The sequence below is a fragment of the Kitasatospora gansuensis genome, from assembly GCF_014203705.1.
In the GTDB taxonomy this organism is placed as follows: Bacteria; Actinomycetota; Actinomycetes; order Streptomycetales; family Streptomycetaceae; genus Kitasatospora; species Kitasatospora gansuensis.
In genome coordinates, this window is the sequence record NZ_JACHJR010000001.1 from 2962783 (window position 1) to 2977701 (window position 14919).

Below are 14919 nucleotides of genomic sequence, written 5' to 3' on the forward strand. Positions count from 1 at the left end.
CGTCAGCTGACGGTGCAGGCCGGCAGCTGGGCGCTCTGCCCGGCCCGGATCAGGTCCAGCGACTTGAGCGCGCCGTCCAGGGTCTCCGCCTTCACCAGGCGGAGGCCCTTCGGCGTGGCCTTGGCCGCCTCGGCGCAGTTGTCCGCCGGGGTGAAGAAGTACTCGGCGCCCTTGTCCCTGGCGGCGATCAGCTTCATCGAGATGCCACCGATCGGGCCGACCTTGCCCTCGTCGGTGATGGTCCCGGTGCCCGCGACGAACTTGCCGGCGGTCAGGTCGGTCGGGGTCAGCTTGTCCACGATGCCGAGCGAGAACATCAGCCCGGCGCTCGGACCGCCGACGTCCTGCAGCCCGATGTCGATCTTGAACGGGTAGGTGTGCTCGACGTCCGGCCTGATCCCGACCACGGCCCGGGTCCCGTCCGCCGACTTGCCGGTCACCACCGGCACCTGCACCTCGTCGGCCGCCGTCGCGGCGGCGCCCACGCGGTCCTTCGGGACGACGGTGAAGACCGCCGTCTCGCCCGGCTGGTGCTTGGTCACCAGCTCGGCCACCTGCTCGGCGGTGGTCACCTTGGTGCCGTCCACCGCGACGATCCGGTCCCCCGCGTGCAGCTTGCCCTCGGACGGGCCGCCGGCCACCACGGACTTGACCACCACCTGGGTGCCGACCGGGATGCCGAGCTGGTTCAGCGCGGCGGTCTTGGCACTGTCCTCGGAGGAGGCGAACTCCTCCGCGTTCTGCTGCTGGGCCTCCTGGTCGGTCTGGCCCTGCGGGTAGACGTTGTCGTGCGGCACCACCAGCACGTCGCCACGCAGCCAGCCGATCACCGCCGACACCAGGCTCGGCTCGTACTTGGCGCCGGTCACCTGAACGGTCGTCATGTTGAGGTGACCGCTGGTCGGGTACGTCTCGTGCCCGGTGATCTGGATCACCGGCTTCCCGTCGTCCTCCTGCGTCCCGAGCGTGTTGTACGTCGGGCCCGGGCTCATCTCCGTGTACGGCACCTTCATCAGGACCGACGCACAGAGCAGTGCTATGAGCAGCAGGGTGGCGGCGAGCATCGTCGCGGAGCGGCGTGGCATGGGTCCGACAGTACGGGACGGAGCCGTCACCGCGCCGCCCGGGCTACCGCTTCCCGGGCTCCGCCGGGGAGCCGGTGCTGCGCTCCATCGCGGCCCTGAACCGCTGGTGCTCGGCCAGCGAGGCCGGGTCGCCGGTGGCCCTCGGGGTCCGGGCGGCCCAGCCGGCCCAGAGCATGGCGAGCAGTGCCGCCACGACAGGAATGATCAACCAGGCGAGCGCAGCCATGTCCGTACTCCCAGCTCGTCGTTCGTATGAGCAGATTAACCACCCGGCAGCCCAACGGCTGCACCGCCGTTCGGGTTACGGCACGACGATTTCGCTCACCACTGAGAAGTATTCGTATGACCGGATGCGACCGAACGGGTCTGACGGCGGGTCAGCAGGACCCCGCGCCGACCCACTCCTCCTCGCCGTCGGCGAAGATCTGGTGCTTCCAGATCGGCACCTCGTGCTTGAGGTCGTCGATCAGCCGCCGGGCCGCCGCGAAGGCCTCGCCCCGGTGCGGGCAGGAGACCGCGACGATCACCGCCTTGTCGGTGATCTCCAGCCGGCCGATCCGGTGCACCGCCGCGAGCGCCCGGACGGGGAACTCGGCGACGATCTTGTCGGCGATCCGCCGCATCTCCTGCTCGGCGGTCGGGTGGGCGCTGTACTCCAGCGCGGTCACCGTCTTGCCGCCGTCGTGGTCGCGCACCGTGCCGACGAAGACCGTGGTGCCGCCGGCCGCGTCGTCGCCGACCGCCTCGTACACCTCGTCCAGCGAGAGCGGGGTCTCGCGGATGGCCAGCAGGCGGATGGGGTCGTGGTTCTCGGACATGGTCACCATGATTCCTCATCCCCCGGGGTCCGCGACAAGAGGTTTCCGCATCACGATTGGGCCATTCCGCCAGGCGGAACGGACCGGCCTCCACTCCGGGCGCGGCAAGGCGCGAAGCAACAGGCGCACTGCCCCGGCCGCACGCCCCCGTACGGGTCAGATCCGGCGGCTCTTCCGGGCCCGCCGGACCAGCGCCGCCGTACCGATCAGCGCCACCGTGGCACCCGCCGCCCCCAGGCTGGTCGCGGCCTCCTTGCCGCCCAGCCGCCGCCCGGCCACCGCGTGCTTGCCCGCGACCTGCGCCAGCAGCTCACCCAGCACCTGCTCGTTGGTGTACGCGGGCCGCCAGCCCGCCTCGTACAACCGGCTCCCGGAGACCACCCACGGGTACATCGTGTAGGCGAGGTCACCCGCCGGGGCCGGGGTCAGGCCCAGCCGGTGCAGCCGGGCCGCCGTGCCCAGCGCCAGCGAGGCGGGCAGCTCCATCCGGCGGATGCCGGACAGCTGCTCCACGTCCTCCTGCTCCAGCCAGCCGTCGCAGCCGACCGTCACCTCACCCTCGACCAGGCCGAGCGTCGCGTACTCCAGCGCCGCCGCCAGGTCGTCCACGTGACAGAACTGCCAGCACGGCCTGGACCCGGCCACCACCAGCAGCCGGGGTGCCTCGAAGTGCCTGGTCAGCACGGTGTCGACACCCGGGCCCACCACCACGGCCGGACGCAGCACGGTGACCTGCAGCCCGGGGTGCGCCCGGGGCGCGCGGCGGGCCAGCCGCTCGATCTCCAGCAGGTCACCGACCAGCGAGGCCTCCTCGGTGGCCCGCAGCTCGGCCGACTCGGCCAGCGGCACCTCGTTGTCCGGCAGCGCGCCGTAGACCATCGCCGAGGTGCACAGCACCACCCGGCTCACCCCGGCCGCCGCGGCGGCCGTCAGCACGGTCTGCGCCCCCCGCACGTTGTACGCGCTGCGCGCCCGGGGGTCGGTCTCCATGCCGAGGTCCATCGCCAGGTGCACCACCACGTCGACCCCGGTCAGCCGTTCGGCCACCGCCGGGTCGCGGACGTCCAGCACCCGCCACTGCACGCCGGGCACCTCACCGCGCCGGTCGTCCAGCGCGAGCACCTTGCGTACTCCCGGGGAGCCGACCAGGCGGGCCGCGACCCGCTCGCCGAGCACTCCCGCGGCGCCGGTGACGGCCACGGTCAGCGGCCTGCCGCCGTAGGCTGGAGACGGCGAACCCGCGGCAGCTGGGGCGTCCTCACCTCCGGTCAGCCCAGAGCGAACGTCCGAAGGCGGGGAACTCACCGGCCATCCTCCACGGTTAGCTTATGTGCGTACGTACGAGTGTCACGTACCGACCATCCTGCCCGAGGCGCGGCCCCGGCGGTGCACCCGGCGCGATCGGGCCGCGCGGCCGACGCCCGCTCCGGGCGCGCAGACCCCCGCCACACCACGCGCGTGACGGCCGACCAGATCGAGGACCCCGTGAGCGACCTCCCCTTCGGATTCGGCGTTCCTCCCGAGGAGCCCGAGGACGGCAAGGCCAAGCGCGACAAGGACGACAAGGGCGAGAGCGCCGAGCCCACGCCGCCGCAGCCGTTCGGTTTCGGCGGGGCCAACCCCTTCGGCGCGCTGTTCGGGATGGGCGGTCCGGGCGCTCCTGGCGGGGCCTCCGGCGACAATCCGTTCGGGGCGATGCTGGGCGGTCTGAATCCCAACGACCTCGGCGCGGCGTTCCAGCAGCTCGGCCAGATGCTGTCCTTCGACGGCGGCCCGGTCAACTGGGACCTGGCCCGGGACATCGCCCGGCAGACCGTGGTCGCCGAGCAGCCCGAGGGGAAGACCAAGGACCGCTCGGTGAGCGCCAGCGAGCGTTCGGCCGTCGCCGAGGCGGTCCGGCTGGCCGACCTCTGGCTGGACTCCGCCACCGAGTTCCCGTCCGGTGCGGGCACCGCCGTGGCGTGGAGCCGGGCCGAGTGGATCGAGGCCACCCTGCCGGTCTGGAAGGACCTGGTCGACCCGGTCGCCGAGCGGGTCGGCAACGCCATGGGCGGCGTGCTGCCCGAGGAGATGCAGGCGATGGCCGGGCCGCTGATGGGCATGATGCGCTCGATGGGCGGCGCGATGTTCGGCACCCAGATCGGCCAGGCACTGGGCGCACTGGCCGCCGAGGTGGTCGGCTCCACCGACGTCGGCCTGCCGCTCGCCCCGGCCGGCAAGGCCGCCCTGCTGCCGCAGAACGTCGCCGAGTTCGGCGAGGGCCTGAGCGTGCCCGCCGAGGAGGTCCGGCTCTACCTGGCCCTGCGCGAGGCCGCCCACCAGCGGCTGTTCGCCCATGTGCCGTGGCTCCGGGCACACCTGTTCGGCGCGGTCGAGGCGTACGCGCGCGGCATCAAGGTGGACACCACGCGGATGGAGGAGCTGGTCGGCCAGCTCGACCCGTCCAACCCCGAAGCGCTCCAGGAGGCCCTGGCCAACGGCCTGCTGCAGCCCGAGGACACCCCCGAGCAGAAGGCCGCGCTGGCCCGCCTGGAGACCGCGCTCGCGCTGGTCGAGGGCTGGGTCGACGCCGTCGTGCACGCCGCCGCCGAACCGCACCTGCCGCAGGCCGGCGCCCTCCGCGAGACCGTCCGCCGCCGCCGCGCGGCCGGCGGCCCGGCCGAGCAGACCTTCGCCACCCTGGTCGGCCTGGAGCTCCGCCCGCGCCGACTGCGGGACGCCTCCCGGCTCTGGGCCTCGCTGGCCGACGCCCGCGGCGTCGAGGGCCGGGACGCGCTCTGGGAGCACCCCGACATGCTGCCCACCGCCGCCGACCTGGACGACCCGGACGGCTTCGTGCACCGCGGCTCCGGTGACGGCGCGGAGGGCGGCATCGACTTCACCGAGCTGGACAAGCTGCTCGGCGAGGCCGCGGCCGGCTCCGACACCCCGAAGGGCAAGGACGAGGACGAGGAGCCCGGCAAGTGACCGAGCTGCACGCCGACGCCGTCCGGACCCTGCGCTCCTGGTCGGTGGCCGACCCGGACCAGGACCGGCTCCGACTCGACTACCTCGACCACCTGGCCGACCGCCCCGACGGGATGTGGCGGTCCAGCCTGCCCGCCCACATCACCGCCAGCGCGGTGGTGGTCGACCCGGCGGCCGGGCGGGTGCTGCTGACGCTCCACCCGAAGGTCGGCATCTGGCTGCAGATGGGCGGACACTGCGAGCCCGGCGACGGGACGCTGGCCGCCGCCGCGCTGCGCGAGGCCACCGAGGAGTCCGGCATCCCGGACCTGGAGCTGCTCACCGTCGACGGCGCACCGGTGCCGGTCAAGCTGGACCGGCACCAGGTCCGCTGCACCGGCAAGGACCGGCCGGAGAACACCCACCTGGACGTCCAGTACGTCGCGCTGGCACCGGCCGGGGCACAGGCGCTGATCAGCGAGGAGTCACTGGACCTGCGCTGGTTCGGCTACGACCAGCTGCCGGAGCTGACGGACGAGTCGGTGCGCGAACTCGTCGCGCTGGCCCGGAAACTGACCGAGGATTAGCCAGCCGGGTGCGGGCCGCCGCAGCGGTCAGTCGCCGCTCCGGGCGTGCGGCAGACTCGCTGCGGCGGCCACGCCCTCCAGGTAGCCGCGGGCCCGCTCGGTCTGCGGGTAGGCCGCCAGCAGCGCCCAGAATCGCGGGCCGTGGCTCGCCTCCAGCAGGTGCGCCAGCTCGTGCAGCAGCACGTAGTCGACCACGTACTCGGGCATGCCCTGCAGCCGGTGGGAGAGCCGGATGCTGCGCTCGCTCGGGGTGCAGGAGCCCCAGCGGGAGTTCTGGTTGGTCACCCAGCGGACCACGTCCGGCCGGGCCCGGCCGCCGAGATACTCGGCCGAGAGCTCGGCGGCGCGGCGGGCCAGCGCGTCGTCACCCAGCACCTTGCGGCTCTCCTGGGCGGCCAGCTTGTCGAGCATCCGGGACACCCAGCGCTGCTCCTCGGCCTGCGACATCCGGGCCGGGATCAGCACCACCGTCCGGTCGCCCTCGCGGTACGCGGACACGGTGCGCTTGCGGCGGGCGCTGCGGCGGACCTCGACTGCGGGGTCCAGTTCGGCTGCCATGCCAGGGAGGTTACCCGGCGCCGCCGACATCCCGGCGGGAGCAAACGTTATCCACAGGCTGTGCAGAACGATGGTCGGACAAGTGCCCGGGGGCTGTGGACAACGCGGAGCACGAGGGTGGCGGAATGGGGCATGCTTCCCTCAGCTCGCCGTTACCCACTGTGATCGGAGGCCCACCGTGCGTCTGATGGTGAAGCCCGCACTGTCCCGCCTCTGGCGCGACAACGACACCCTGCAGTTCGGCACCGTCCGACAGCACGCCCGGGTGGTGGAGCAGGTCAGCCAACCCGTCGCCGCCTTCCTGGAGCTGCTCGACGGCAGCCGGGAGCGGCCCGCCCTGCTGGAGGCGGGCGAGCGGCTCGGGCTCGGCCGGGAGGTCACCGAGCAGCTGCTCGGCTCGCTGGAGCAGGGCGGTCTGCTGGACGACGCCGAGGCCGGCCGGGCCCTGCTCGACGGCTACCCGAAGGCCCGTCAGGAGCTGCTCGGGCCTGACCTGGCGTCACTCTCCCTGGTGCATCCGGATCCCGGCGAGGCCCCGGCCGTGCTCCGCGGCCGGGCCACCGCGCGGGTGGAGATCCACGGCGCCGGGCGGGTCGGCGCCGCCGTCGGCGCGGTGCTGGCCGCCGGGGGCGTCGGCGGCGTCACGCTGACCGACCAGGGCCGGGTCTCCGCGCGGGACTGCTCCCCCGCCGGCTACCCGCCGACCGACATCGGGCGGCTGCGGGCCACCGCCGCCCGGGAGGTGGTGCAGCGGGCCGCCGGCGCCGCCACCGGGGAGCGGCAGCGCCCCCGGCGGCCCGAGGACGCACCGCCGCCCGCCCTGGTGGTGCTGGCCCCCCGGGACGGCGCCGGGGCCTTCACCGGGGTCGCCGCCGAGGCCCACCGGCTGATGCGGGCCGGGGTGCCGCACCTGTACGTCGGGGTGCTGGAGCACCTGGGCATCGTCGGGCCGCTGGTGCTCCCCGGAGCTTCGGCCTGCGGCTCCTGCGCCACCCTCACCCGCCGCGACGAGGACGAGGCCTGGCCCCGGCTGCTCGCCCAGCTCGGCACCGACGGCCCCGGCCGTCCCCGCACCCCCGCCTGCGACAGTGCCCTGGCCACCACCGTCGCCGGCCTGGCCGCCCTGCACGTCGAGCTCTACCTCGACGGCGTCCGGCCACCCAGCGTGGACGGCTGGTGCGAGGTCTCCGCCGCCGACGGAATGACCCGCCGCCTCCGCCTGCCCACCCACCCGGCCTGCGGCTGCACCTGGCCCTCGGGGCCGCCCGAGCAGCGGCAGGGGGTCTAGGACTTACCAAGGTCCGGGCAACCCCGGCCGAGCCGGATCGGGGAGCGGGCACAATGGCCAGTGACACGTCCTGCGGGTGGGACTCGGAGCTGGGAGGCCCTGGGGTGAGCGATCTTCCGCACAAGGCAGTGACCTGGACGGCACGGCCTGCGGTGTGGCGCCGACAGGCCACCGCTACGCGAACCACGACACGAGCTCTGGGCTGCGGCAACGCCGGCCGCACCGCTCGGGGGGCAGCTCATGTCTGAGATTCCGCGCAAGGCAGTCTCCCGCACCGCCCGGCTCGCCGCGCTCCCGCTGAGCTTCGCCGGCCGGGCAACCCTCGGCCTGGGCAAGCGCCTCGGCGGCCGCCCTGCGGACGAGGTCACCGCGGAGCTGCAGCAGCAGACCGCGGACCAGCTCTTCGCCACCCTGGGGAAGCTGAAGGGCGGGGCGATGAAGTTCGGGCAGGTGCTGTCCGTCTTCGAGGCCGCGCTGCCCGAGGAGGTGGCCGGCCCCTACCGGGCCGCCCTGACGAAGCTTCAGGACGCGGCGCCACCGATGCCCGCCGCCAAGGTGCATGCCGTACTCGCCGAGCGGCTCGGCCCGAACTGGCGGAAGAAGTTCCGCAGCTTCGACGACCGCCCAGCGGCCGCCGCCTCGATCGGGCAGGTGCACCGCGCGGTCTGGCAGGACGGCCGGGCGGTCGCCGTCAAGATCCAGTACCCGGGCGCGGGTGACGCGCTGCTCTCCGACCTGGCCCAGCTCAGCCGGGTGGCCTGGCTGCTCGGCCCGCTGATCCCCGGGCTCGACATCAAGCCGCTGATCACCGAGCTGCGCTCGCGGGTCGCCGAGGAGCTGGACTACGAGCTGGAGGCGGCGGCCCAGCGGCGGCACGCCGAGGAGTTCGCCGACGACCCGGACATCACCGTCCCCGACGTGGTCGCCCAGGCCGACCAGATCCTGGTCAGCGAGTGGCTGGACGGCACCCCGCTGTCCGAGGTGATCACCGGCGGCACCCAGCAGGAGCGCGACCGGGCCGGCCAGCTGCTCGCCCGCTTCCTGTTCGCGGGCCCGTCCCGGACGGGCCTGCTGCACGCCGACCCGCACCCCGGCAACTTCCGGCTGATCAAGGACGAGGGCCCGGTCGAGGGCTGGCGGCTCGGCGTGCTGGACTTCGGCACCGTCGACCGGCTGCCCGAGGGCCTGCCCGCCCCGATCGGCGACTCGCTCCGGATGGCGCTGGCCGGGGACGCCGACGGCGTGCTCGACATGCTCCGCGAGGAGGGCTTCGTCAAGCCCTCGATCGAGCTGGACCCGGCGGCCGTGCTCGACTACCTGCTCCCGATCATCGAGCCGACCACGGTGGAGACCTTCCACTTCACCCGGGCCTGGATGCGGGCCCAGGCGGCCCGGATCGCCGACCCGCGCTCGCCCGCGTACAACCTCGGCAAGCAGCTCAACCTGCCGCCGGCCTACCTGCTGATCCACCGGGTCACGCTGAGCACCATCGGCGTGCTCTGCCAGCTCGGCGCCAACGCGCCGTTCCGGGCCGAGATGCTGGAGTGGCTGCCGGGCTTCGCCCACCCGGTGGACGAGCCGGCCGGCAGCTGACAGCTCGTCAGCATCACAGCACGCGACGATGGCCGCCCCACAGCAGTGGGGCGGCCATCGTCGTCACGGGGGTGGTGCTGTTACTCCGTCAGGTCTCACATCAGGGCGACGGCGAGCGCCTTGCGGGCTCGCAGCGAAGCACGTTCGGCCCGCCGCACCAGCTTGGCGGCCCGAGCGACTCGCTCGCCCACCCGTTGGTGCTCAGCCTCCTGGAGGCGTTCTTGCATATGGGCGCGGGCCAGGGTTTCTTGCATGAGTTGCATCTCGCGGGTCCTGTTCTGGATCAAAAGTTCTTTGGTCTGCTCGAGGCGGACGGTCTGCTTGGCGGCGGTGGCGGTCATGTGGTGGTCCTGCTCGTGGTGCGTGCTCGGAAACGGACGGGAGTGGGCTGCATCGGCCTTGGCGGCCGCGATGCGGACCGAGTTGCGCAGTGCACTGTCCAGCGGGGGCTGCTCACCCCGACGGACGGTCACCGCACCGGACGCGGGGTTCACGCCGCGACCTCGGTCTTGCGCGGACGGCCACGCGGCCGCTTCCGGGCCACCACAACGCCCTGGACGAAGAGCTCGCCACCCCAGACGCCCCACGGCTCGCGCCGCTCCAGCGCACCCGTCAGGCACGCGTCCTTGACCGGGCAGGTGCCGCACAGCGACTTCGCGTACTCGACGTCCGCCGGGGTCTCGGCGAAGAAGACCTCCGGGTCGAAGGCACGGCACGGGATGGGCTGGCCGTTGACCTCGGCCTGGTCGATCGCGGTGAGCTGCATAAGAGAAACCTCCGGGGGGTCGGCCTGGTCGGCCTTGGTGATGTCTGTCGGTACGGACGGGAGTGGCGGTGTGATGACCGTGGACACTGTGGCGTCTTCCTCGTCTTCTGCTGTGGATCCGGCCAGCTGACTGGTGGGGCTGGCCGGAGGTCCCGGAGGACCTGGGTGGATCTGACGTACCGGACAAAACAAGAGGGCCGCGAATCCCGGTGTAGACGGGTTCCGCGGCCCTGGAGGCTCGACCTGAGGCTGACTCAGGTTTGATCTCTCCAGGGTTCAGGGCCGCGGAAGGCCCACATCCGGACGGCCTTGGCTGCCATCAGGGCGGCCATGGCCTTCATCTGCTTCTCGTCCTGCTGCTCGGCGGCTCCGGCATCGCCGGCCTGCTGCGCATAGTCGCCATGCTTGGCGGCCGCTACTGCTGCCTTCGATGCCTGGAGCGGTCGGTCGCTGCGAATCTCGCGGCCGCCGCCGAACGTCGTCCCGGTGAGGGACAGACCCGTCTCGACGGAGGTGGCGAAGCTGCCGTTGCCCAGCCCATTAACGAGCAGGCCACTGACAACGCCGGAGACACCGGTGCCGTTGAGACCCAGACCGTTCAGGCTGCCGACCTGCGAGGGAGCGCACGAGGGCATGGCGATGACGGTCTGGCCAGTCAGGTTGGTGATCATCTTGGTTTCCACTGTCTTCGCCTCCTCTCGGCGCTCGCGGTGCCTGGTCTCCCGGGCCCCGATGTACGGATGTTCGGTTGGTGGTGCAGGTGGTGCAGGTCACGCGGGTACTGCTGGGCAGGCGCGCGAAAGTGAGACCCTCACGGCCTTGCGATCTCGTCCCCTTGACCGCTCCGGCAGGCTATTGCGCGGTGTGTACGGCGCGCAAACTATTTTTCCGGCGAGTTTCGAAGAGCGCCCCGGGCGGCTCGCGGGAGCGGCTCAGGCCAGCTCCTCCGACTCCCCCTGAGTCTCGTCGAGGGGTTCGTCCGTGGACTCGTCCACGGGCTCCTCCCCGGCACACATAGCCAACACGGCGGCCCCGTATTTGTCCAGCTTCATCGCGCCGACGCCCGAGATCACGGCCAGCTCGCGCTCGCTGCCCGGGACGTCCTCGGCGATCGCCATCAGGGTCGCGTCGGTGAACACCACGTAGGCCGGGGCCCCCTGCTTCTTGGCCTGCACCGAACGCCACTCGCGCAGCCGCTCGTACAGCGCCTCGTCCATGTTGGACGGGCAGCTCTCGCAGCGACGGAGCTTGCGCTCGACCGCGTCGGTCAGCGTCTTGTCGCAGACCCGGCACTTGACCGGGCCGCGCACCTTGCGGGCGGCGGACCGCTCGGCGCCGAACTCGACCCCACCCCTGCCTCCCTTGGTACGCGGCCCGGAGGCGCTGGAGCCCGGCCGCAGGCCGTCCAGGAAGCGGGTGGGCTTCCGGCTGGCCCGGCCGCCCGGGGAGCGGGACAGCGCCCAGGAGAGCGACAGGTGCAGCCGGGCCCGGGTGACGCCGACGTACAGCAGCCGGCGCTCCTCCTCGATCTGCTCGTCGGTCTTGGCGTAGATGATCGGCAGGGTGCCCTCGGTCAGACCGACCAGGAAGACCGCGTCCCACTCCAGGCCCTTGGCGGCGTGCAGCGAGGCGAGCGTGACGCCCTCGACGGCGGGGGCGTGCTGGGCCGCCGCGCGCGCGTCCAGTTCACCCACGTACGCCGCCAGGTCGGCACTCTGACCGGCCGTCAGGCGGGCCGCCTCGAACTCCTCGGCGAGCCGGACCAGCGCGGCCAGCGACTCCCAGCGCTCGCGCACGGTGCCCGAACCGGCGGGCGGCGCGGGCGTGAAGCCCCGGCTGGCCAGCACCGCGCGGACCTGGCCCGCCAGGTCGGGCGCGTCGGCGGTGAGCGGGTCGGACCCGGCCCGGGCGGCGCCGCGCAGCAGCATCACCGCGTCCCGCACCTCGGGGCGCTCGAAGAACCGCTCCGCGCCCTTGAGCTGGTACGAGATGCCCAGGTCGGCGAGCGCCTGCTCGTAGACCTCGGACTGGCTGTTGATCCGGAACAGCACCGCGATCTCGCTGGCCCGGACGCCCTTGGCGAGCAGCGCCTTGATCTCCCGGGCGGTGGTCTCGGCCTCGGTCGGCTCGTCGACGTACTCGGCGTAGACCGGCTCGGGGCCGGCCTCGCGCTGCGAGATCAGCTCCAGCCGGTGCTGGGCGGCCTGGCCGCGAGCCTTGGCCAGCAGGCCGTTGGCCAGGTGCACCACCTGGGGGGTGGAGCGGTAGTCGCGGACCAGCTTGACCACGGTGGCCTCGGGGTGCCGGGCCCGGAAGTTGAGCAGGTAGTCGGGGGTGGCGCCGGTGAACGAGTAGATCGTCTGGCTGGCGTCGCCGACCACGCAGAGGCTGGCGCCGCCGCCCGTCCACTGGTCCAGCAGGCGCTGCTGGAGCGGGGAGACGTCCTGGTACTCGTCCACCGTGAAGTGCCGGTACTGAGCCCTGACCTGGCCGGCGATCTCCGGCCGGTCCTCCAGGATCGCGGCGGTGAGCAACAGCACGTCCTCGAAGTCGATCACGCCGCGGTCGCGCTTGGTCTGCTCGTAGGTGGCGTAGACCCGGGCGATCTCGGCCGGGTCGCGCGGGGCCTCGCGGCCGGTCTTGAGCACGGCGGCGGGGTAGTCGTCGGGCACGATCTGGGTGACCTTGGCCCACTCGATCTCGCTGGTCAGGTCGCGCAGCTCGGTGCGCTGGACCCGCAGGCCGGTGCGCCCGGCGGCCTCGGCGACCAGCTGGACCTTGCGCTCCAGCAGCCGGGGCACCTCGCCGCCGATCGCGCGCGGCCAGAAGTACTGGAGCTGGCGGAGCGCGGCGGAGTGGAACGTCCGCGCCTGCACGCCCTCGGCGCCGAGCTGGCGCAGCCGGCCGCGCATCTCGCCGGCGGCGCGGGCGGTGAAGGTCACCGCGAGCACCTGCTGCGGCTGGTAGACGCCGCTGCGCACGCCGTAGGCGATCCGGTGGGTGATCGCCCTGGTCTTGCCGGTGCCGGCGCCCGCGAGGACGCAGACCGGGCCGTGCAGGGCCGTGGCGACGGCGCGCTGCTCCGGGTCGAGCCCGGCGAGCACCGCGTCGGCGCCACTGGGCGCCGGATCGCCGTAGGCGGTGCCGTGGGGGGTGTCGTACCGGTCGGGGAGACCCGAGAGCTCTTCCTGCATGCCGTCCATCCTCGCAGGGCGGACGGACGTTCCCGCCCGGGTTGTCCACAGGCTCCGCCCGGTCAACGGATAATCACTTCGCCGACCGGCGCGCGCGGAATGTTCCACTGCTCGCGCGACGTTGTCGGCACAGACCGTACGCCCCCTCCCGAAGGAGTCCACCGCCATGTCCGGCAGCGTCACGATGTACAGCACGACCTGGTGCGGGTACTGCAACCGGCTGAAGAGCCAGCTGGACCGCGAGGGCATTGGCTACGACGTGATCAACATCGAGGAGGACCCGGCCTCGGCCTCCTTCGTCGAGTCGGTCAACAACGGCAACCAGGTGGTGCCGACCGTGATCGTCAAGCCGGTCAACGGCGGCGAGCAGGTCGTGATGACCAACCCGAGCCTCCGTCAGGTGCAGGCCGCGCTGGCCGGCTGACCCGAGCACGCAGGCGCCCTGACCGGGCGTCAGAATCCGTGGCTCCGCTCCTCCTGGGGCGGGGCCACCGGTGCCTCCGGCACCGGCCTGGCGCCCAGCTCGCCCAGCCCGTAGACCAGCCGGCAGCGGTCCGCCGAGTACCTGGTCTCGATCACCCGGACCGGGCCGCGCGCGTCGTAGCCGACCCGGGTCTGCACCAGCAGCGGGGCGCCGGGGCCGCCCTGGAACCAGGCCGCCTCCTCCGGGCCCGGCATCCGGGAGACCAGGTGGTCCACCGCGCCGATCTCGGTCCGGCCGAGCGCGGCGAGCACCGCCTCGTCCCCGCCGGGCACCGGGTCCGGCTCCATCAGCGGGGTACCGGCCGCCAGACCGGCCCGGTAGTGGCTCTCCTCGATCGAGTAGGGCTCGCGGTCCAGCAGCCGGAGCTGACGGCGCACCACCACCGCCTCGCCGGGCCGCAGTCCGAGCCGCTCGGCGATGTCCACCCGGGCCCGGACGATCAGCATCTCGAAGTCGACGGTGAGCCGGCGCCCGGCCGCCCTGGCCTCCCTGGCGTAGACCTCGGTCGGTGCGGCCAGGCAGTCCCGCTGCCCCGGCAGCTGGCCCGGCAGCAGGGCCGGGCCGTACACCCGGTGGTCCAGCACCGGGTGCTCCTTGAGGTAGGTGCCCTTGCCCTGCAGCCGGACCAGCCGGCCTTCGTTGACCAGCACGTCGACCGCGAGCCGGACGGTGTTCCTGGCGACGCCGTACTGCTGCTCCAGCTCGGTCTCGACCGGCAGCGGTGAGTCGCCCCGCCACTCGCCGGCGGCGATCCGGCGGCGCAGGTCGGCGGCGAGTCGTTGGTACTTCGGTGATTGGGTACTGCCCCGTGGGATTGTCACCCGAGTGAATGTAGCGATCCGGCTTGCGCCATTTCAGCGAAACCGGCCAATATTGGCCGAGATCGGGGAACTCGGTATTGACCCCGACCAGGTCGTTCGCAGTCGCCCGGCGGCTCCCCGGTTCTGACGAAAGTCTGACCGAAAGGGTCGCATCCAGCCACGTACACCCGGGGGCGGAGCCATGCCCGTGACCAGTACCGCGCGCCACTTCAAGGCGCGGCCGATCAATCTTCCACACACCGGGGCCGCCGGTGCCGACCATCGCCCGGGGCGGGCCCTGGAGGCGGCCGACCGGGGCGCCTGGTCCGCCACCGCGAGCTTCCCGCCGCAGCCGCACAACGTGGCCAGGGCCCGGCAGCTGACCAGGACGGCGCTGGCCGCCTGGGGTGCCGCCGAACTCACCGACAGCGCCGAGCTGCTGATGTCCGAGCTGGTCACCAACGCGCTGCGGCACGGCCGGGGCGCGGTCTCGATCACGCTGGCACTGACCGACCGCACGCTGCAGATCTCGGTGGCCGACTTCGGCCGCAGCCTGCCGGAGGCCAGGGAGGCGGCCGACGAGGACGCCCACGGCCGCGGGCTGGCCATCGTCGGGGCGCTCTGCTCCGACTGGTCGGTCACCACCCGGCTGACCGGAAAGACCGTCAGCTGCTGGCTGGAAGTCGACCGGAAGAACGACTGAGCAGAGAATTTCGAATTCGGTCGAAAATAGCCGAACAACGGAATCGCGAGAGCAGAAAGGGGCGTACGGCAATCAGCCGCACGCCCCTTTCGCACTC

The 14919-nt window shown here is 72.8% G+C and carries 16 protein-coding genes; 6 read left to right on the top strand and 10 right to left on the bottom strand.

What is annotated here, in order from left to right:
- Positions 1-2: 2 nt before the first annotated feature.
- The 4 genes from F4556_RS12970 to F4556_RS12985 form a co-directional block, all read right to left on the bottom strand.
- Positions 3-1085 (bottom strand): YlbL family protein, encoded by a 1083-nt coding sequence (locus F4556_RS12970; RefSeq protein WP_184914499.1) that lies wholly within the window; start codon positions 1083-1085, stop codon positions 3-5.
- Between the two features lie 43 nt (positions 1086-1128).
- Entirely contained in the window at positions 1129-1311 is a 183-nt protein-coding gene (locus F4556_RS12975; RefSeq protein ID WP_184914500.1) for a hypothetical protein, read from the bottom strand.
- 151 nt (positions 1312-1462) lie between these two features.
- Positions 1463-1903 carry a molybdenum cofactor biosynthesis protein MoaE gene (locus tag F4556_RS12980; RefSeq protein ID WP_376775686.1) on the bottom strand — a complete coding sequence of 147 codons (441 nt, stop codon included), beginning with the start codon at positions 1901-1903 and terminating at the stop codon, positions 1463-1465.
- 156 nt (positions 1904-2059) lie between these two features.
- A complete protein-coding gene (locus F4556_RS12985) occupies positions 2060-3208 on the bottom strand; it encodes an NAD-dependent epimerase/dehydratase family protein (protein WP_376775687.1) in 1149 nt (382 codons plus the stop codon).
- 180 nt (positions 3209-3388) lie between these two features.
- Here F4556_RS12985 and F4556_RS12990 point away from each other — a divergent pair, with 180 nt between their 5' ends.
- Both F4556_RS12990 and F4556_RS12995 read left to right on the top strand, forming a co-directional pair.
- Positions 3389-4870, top strand: coding sequence for a zinc-dependent metalloprotease (locus tag F4556_RS12990; protein WP_184924560.1), 1482 nt, complete (start codon positions 3389-3391; stop codon positions 4868-4870).
- The gene (locus F4556_RS12995; RefSeq protein WP_184914506.1) at positions 4867-5436 is read left to right on the top strand and encodes an NUDIX hydrolase; all 570 of its coding nucleotides are present in this window, start codon (positions 4867-4869) and stop codon (positions 5434-5436) included. Before F4556_RS12990 ends, F4556_RS12995 begins: the two co-directional genes overlap by 4 nt.
- Positions 5437-5463: 27 nt before the next feature.
- Here the strand turns inward: F4556_RS12995 and F4556_RS13000 are convergent, their stop codons facing one another.
- On the bottom strand, positions 5464-6024 hold the full coding sequence (locus F4556_RS13000; RefSeq protein WP_184914509.1) for a M48 metallopeptidase family protein: 561 nt from the start codon (positions 6022-6024) through the stop codon (positions 5464-5466).
- Between the two features lie 157 nt (positions 6025-6181).
- Here F4556_RS13000 and F4556_RS13005 point away from each other — a divergent pair, with 157 nt between their 5' ends.
- Complete coding sequence (locus F4556_RS13005; protein WP_184914512.1) at positions 6182-7282, top strand: ThiF family adenylyltransferase; 1101 nt, start codon at positions 6182-6184, stop codon at positions 7280-7282.
- 240 nt (positions 7283-7522) lie between these two features.
- Positions 7523-8875, top strand: coding sequence for an ABC1 kinase family protein (locus tag F4556_RS13010; protein WP_184914515.1), 1353 nt, complete (start codon positions 7523-7525; stop codon positions 8873-8875).
- Between the two features lie 95 nt (positions 8876-8970).
- Here F4556_RS13010 and F4556_RS39890 read toward each other — a convergent pair whose 3' ends face one another.
- The 4 genes from F4556_RS39890 to F4556_RS13030 form a co-directional block, all read right to left on the bottom strand.
- Positions 8971-9369, bottom strand: a complete 399-nt coding sequence (locus F4556_RS39890) for a putative WhiB-interacting protein (RefSeq protein WP_184914518.1) — start codon at positions 9367-9369, stop codon at positions 8971-8973.
- The gene (locus F4556_RS13020; protein WP_376775688.1) at positions 9366-9728 is read right to left on the bottom strand and encodes a WhiB family transcriptional regulator; all 363 of its coding nucleotides are present in this window, start codon (positions 9726-9728) and stop codon (positions 9366-9368) included. The genes F4556_RS39890 and F4556_RS13020 overlap by 4 nt, the downstream gene beginning before the upstream one ends.
- A gap of 167 nt (positions 9729-9895) precedes the next feature.
- Positions 9896-10324 carry a hypothetical protein gene (locus F4556_RS13025; RefSeq protein ID WP_184914524.1) on the bottom strand — a complete coding sequence of 143 codons (429 nt, stop codon included), beginning with the start codon at positions 10322-10324 and terminating at the stop codon, positions 9896-9898.
- Positions 10325-10573: 249 nt separating this feature from the next.
- Entirely contained in the window at positions 10574-12835 is a 2262-nt protein-coding gene (locus F4556_RS13030; protein WP_376775689.1) for an ATP-dependent DNA helicase UvrD2, read from the bottom strand.
- A gap of 166 nt (positions 12836-13001) precedes the next feature.
- Between F4556_RS13030 and F4556_RS13035 the strand changes: the two genes are divergently transcribed.
- Complete coding sequence (locus F4556_RS13035) at positions 13002-13259, top strand: mycoredoxin (protein ID WP_184914530.1); 258 nt, start codon at positions 13002-13004, stop codon at positions 13257-13259.
- A 29-nt stretch (positions 13260-13288) separates the two neighbouring features.
- On the opposite strand, the gene F4556_RS39435 is transcribed toward F4556_RS13035, so the two are convergent.
- The gene (locus F4556_RS39435; protein WP_184914533.1) at positions 13289-14140 is read right to left on the bottom strand and encodes a GntR family transcriptional regulator; all 852 of its coding nucleotides are present in this window, start codon (positions 14138-14140) and stop codon (positions 13289-13291) included.
- Between the two features lie 187 nt (positions 14141-14327).
- Here F4556_RS39435 and F4556_RS13045 point away from each other — a divergent pair, with 187 nt between their 5' ends.
- Positions 14328-14822: an ATP-binding protein gene (locus F4556_RS13045; protein ID WP_313068288.1), complete on the top strand. Its 495-nt coding sequence runs from the start codon at positions 14328-14330 to the stop codon at positions 14820-14822.
- Positions 14823-14919: the final 97 nt, after the last annotated feature.

Excerpts from the sequence above, each read along its gene's own strand:
- F4556_RS13005 (WP_184914512.1), top strand. The coding sequence starts at position 6,182 with ATGGTGAAGCCCGCACTGTCCCGCCTCTGGCGCGACAACGACACCCTG.
- F4556_RS13035 (WP_184914530.1), top strand. The coding sequence starts at position 13,002 with ATGTCCGGCAGCGTCACGATGTACAGCACGACCTGGTGCGGGTACTGC.
- F4556_RS12980 (WP_376775686.1), bottom strand. The coding sequence starts at position 1,903 with ATGTCCGAGAACCACGACCCCATCCGCCTGCTGGCCATCCGCGAGACC.
- F4556_RS13030 (WP_376775689.1), bottom strand. The coding sequence starts at position 12,835 with ATGCAGGAAGAGCTCTCGGGTCTCCCCGACCGGTACGACACCCCCCAC.
- F4556_RS12970 (WP_184914499.1), bottom strand. The coding sequence starts at position 1,085 with ATGCCACGCCGCTCCGCGACGATGCTCGCCGCCACCCTGCTGCTCATA.
- F4556_RS13000 (WP_184914509.1), bottom strand. The coding sequence starts at position 6,024 with ATGTCGGCGGCGCCGGGTAACCTCCCTGGCATGGCAGCCGAACTGGAC.
- F4556_RS13010 (WP_184914515.1), top strand. The coding sequence starts at position 7,523 with ATGTCTGAGATTCCGCGCAAGGCAGTCTCCCGCACCGCCCGGCTCGCC.
- F4556_RS12975 (WP_184914500.1), bottom strand. The coding sequence starts at position 1,311 with ATGGCTGCGCTCGCCTGGTTGATCATTCCTGTCGTGGCGGCACTGCTC.